General features: G+C 76.3%; 4 protein-coding genes. 1 reads left to right on the top strand and 3 read right to left on the bottom strand.

What is annotated here, in order from left to right; genetic code table 11:
* Window positions 1–282 precede the first annotated feature (282 nt).
* On the bottom strand, window positions 283–693 hold the full coding sequence (locus H5J30_RS25545; protein WP_181789701.1) for a GatB/YqeY domain-containing protein: 411 nt from the start codon (window positions 691–693) through the stop codon (window positions 283–285).
* 64 nt (window positions 694–757) lie between these two features.
* Window positions 758–1,525 (bottom strand): SDR family oxidoreductase, encoded by a 768-nt coding sequence (locus tag H5J30_RS25540; protein WP_181789700.1) that lies wholly within the window; start codon window positions 1,523–1,525, stop codon window positions 758–760.
* A gap of 95 nt (window positions 1,526–1,620) precedes the next feature.
* Between H5J30_RS25540 and H5J30_RS25535 the strand changes: the two genes are divergently transcribed.
* The gene (locus tag H5J30_RS25535) at window positions 1,621–2,457 is read left to right on the top strand and encodes a helix-turn-helix domain-containing protein (RefSeq protein WP_181789699.1); all 837 of its coding nucleotides are present in this window, start codon (window positions 1,621–1,623) and stop codon (window positions 2,455–2,457) included.
* 90 nt (window positions 2,458–2,547) lie between these two features.
* Here H5J30_RS25535 and H5J30_RS25530 read toward each other — a convergent pair.
* On the bottom strand, window positions 2,548–2,821 hold a 274-nt coding region (locus H5J30_RS25530; protein ID WP_181789698.1), incomplete at its 5' end, for a GNAT family N-acetyltransferase.

Raw genomic sequence — 2,821 nt, 5'->3', positions numbered from 1 at the left:
GCGTATCCTGGAACGTGCTCCGGCTGCGGAAGCGGGGTGTGTGACCCCGGGTTCCGCGAGCGCCGCCTGCGCGCTGCGCACCAGCCGGCGGTATGCCTGGGCCGCGGTCACCTCGGCGCTGTCGTACGCCATCGTCGCCTCCGTTCGTCGGACGTGTCCCGTACGCCCCCCAGTCTGCCGAGGGGCACTGACAACGCCCGTCCGAACTCACCTGCCGCCGGGGCCGGTTGACCGCCCCGGCGGCTCGCGGGGTGCTGGTCTGCCGGGGTGCGGGCCGGTGTCCTAGCGGGTCAGGTACGTGCCGAGCGCGTCGGCTTCGCGGTGCAGCCGCGCGGCGGCGCCGGCCTGGCCGGCCGTCTCGTAGACCTCGGCCTCGGTGCGGCGTTCGGTGATCTGCGCGCGCAGCAGGGCGCATACGTCGTCGGCGGAGAGCACCCGCCGGGCGGCCTCGGCGGAGCCGACGCCGGAGGTCGCGCCGGCGACGTGCGCGCTCTCCTGCCCGGCGGGGGTGTCGGGGGCCTGGACGGCTTCGGCGTTGTCGATGGCGCCGAGTGCGGTGCGCAGCGCGGAGACGACCTCGCGGTCGCGTGCCTTCATCGCGGCGCGGAGGTCCGCGCGCATGAGGGACCGCAGTGCCTGCGCTTCCTCGCTCGTCCCGGGGTCTGTGGGCGGACCCGCCGCTGCCGCCGTCATGCGCCCAACGTACCGGTCGCCCCGGGCCGCGGTCCCCCGGCGGCTGCGGCGGGGCCGCCGCATGTCAGCGCTGGCGGGCGGGGCGTACGACGATTTCGTTGACGTCCACCTCGGGCGGCTGGGACAGGGCGTACGAGACGGCGGCGGCGACGGCGTCCGGGGCGATCGCGTGGGCGCGGTAGGTGCGCATGGCCTCGGCGGCGCCGGGGTCGGTGATGGTGCCGGCGAGTTCGGAGGCGACGACGCCGGGCGAGACGGTCGTCACCCGCACCGAGGGGTCGGACTCCTGCCGCAGGCCCTCCGTGATCGCCCAGGCCGCGTACTTCGTGGCGCAGTACACGGCGCCGGTGGGCACGACCTCGTGGGCGCCGACGCTGGCGACGGTGACGAAGTGCCCGGAGCCCTGGGCGCCGAACACGGGCAGTGCCGCGGCGATGCCGTGGAGCAGTCCGCGGACGTTCACGTCGATCATGCGGTCCCACTCGGCGACGAGCAGGGAGTCCAGCCGCGACAGCGGCATCACCCCGGCGTTGGCGACGAACACGTCGACGCGGCCGTGGCGGGCGCGGGCACCGGAGACGAAGTCCTCGACGTCCGCGCGGTCCGTCACGTCGAGGGCCACGGGCTCCAGTGCGCCGCCGGCGCGGGCCGCGGCGGCGGCCGTACGCTCCGCGAGGGCCAGGAGGCGGTCGGTGCGGCGGGCGCCCGCCACCACCCGGTGGCCCTCGGCGGCGAGCCGGGCCGCGACGGCCTCGCCGATGCCGCTGCTGGCGCCGGTGACGAGGACGGTCTTCGCGCCGGCGGGAGTCTGCTCTGCGTGCTGTGTGGTCATGGCTACGAGGCTGGGTCGCCCGCGGTGCCCGCGGCAGAGGCGGCCTCCTCCTGGGTGCGGCGCACCCAGGCACGGCGGCGGGCGGCGTGCCTAGCATGGTCGGCATGGCACGTACCGAGCTGGGCGCCTTCCTCACCGCGCGGCGCGCGGGCGTCACCCCGGCCGCGGCGAACCTCGCGGTCACGGGGCAGCGCCGGGTGCCGGGGCTGCGGCGCGAGGAGGTCGCCCTGCTGGCGGGGGTCAGCGCCGACTACTACGTACGGCTGGAGCAGGGCCGGGAGCGCTCGCCGTCCGCGCAGGTCCTCGACGCGCTCGCCGCCGCGCTGCGGCTGGACGAGGACGGCCGGCTGCATCTGTTCCGGCTGGCGGGCGTGGGGCCCCGCGCCCGCGCCGCCGCGGTGCCGGACCGGGTGGAGCCGGGCCTGCTCGCCCTCATGGACGCCTGGCCGCACAACCCGGCCGTCGTCCACAACCGCGCGTACGACGTGCTCGCCTCGAACGCCATCGCAGACGCGCTCTTCGTCGGCTGGCCGCACTCGCGCAACCTCATGGAGGTCGTGTTCACCGACCCCGCCGCCCGCTCCTTCTACCGGGACTGGCAGGACGTGGCGCGCAACTCGGTCGCGGGCTTCCGGCTGGGCCACGGCGCGGCGCCGGACGATCCGCGGGTGCGGCGGGTGCTTGCCGGGCTGCTGGAGTCGAGCCCGGAGTTCGCGGAGCTGTGGGCGCGGCACGACGCCCGCGGGAAGGCGCTGGAGCACAAGCGCTTCGCGCACCGGGACGTGGGTCCGCTGACGCTGACGATGCAGACCTTCGACGTGCGAGCGGCCCCGGGGCAGGAGTTGGTCGTCTACCACGCGGAGCCGGGCTCGCCCAGCAGCGAGGCGCTCGCACTCCTCGGCTCGCTCGCCGCGACCGCCGGCCCCGGCTGACAGCTGACAGATATCAGATGACCGACGACAGATGACGGCTGGCAGTCGGCGGCTGTCGGCTGTCGGCTGGCGCCCGGGACGGTTGCGGGCTCAGCCGGGCAGGTGCAGCCGGTAGGTGTGGGTGCGGCGGTACGGGCGGAAGCCGAACTGCTCGCCGAGGGCGAGCACCGCGGCCTCGCCGTCCGCCGCGGCGGTCTCCACTTCGCTGATCTGCGGGTGCTCGGCGTGCAGCCGGCGCAGCATCTCGGCCGTGACCCAGCGGCCGAGGCCGCGGCGGCGGTGGGCCGGTACGACGGCGAGGTGGCAGTGCTGGGCGCGCGGGGCGGGCGCGGGTGGGATCAGCACCTCGGTGTAGCCGGCGACG

Source organism: Streptomyces phytophilus, assembly GCF_013870535.1.
In the GTDB taxonomy this organism is placed as follows: domain Bacteria; phylum Actinomycetota; class Actinomycetes; order Streptomycetales; family Streptomycetaceae; genus Streptomyces; species Streptomyces phytophilus.
The sequence above is the reverse complement of the archived record's forward strand: the minus strand, read 5'-3'. Positions and strand labels throughout refer to the sequence as shown.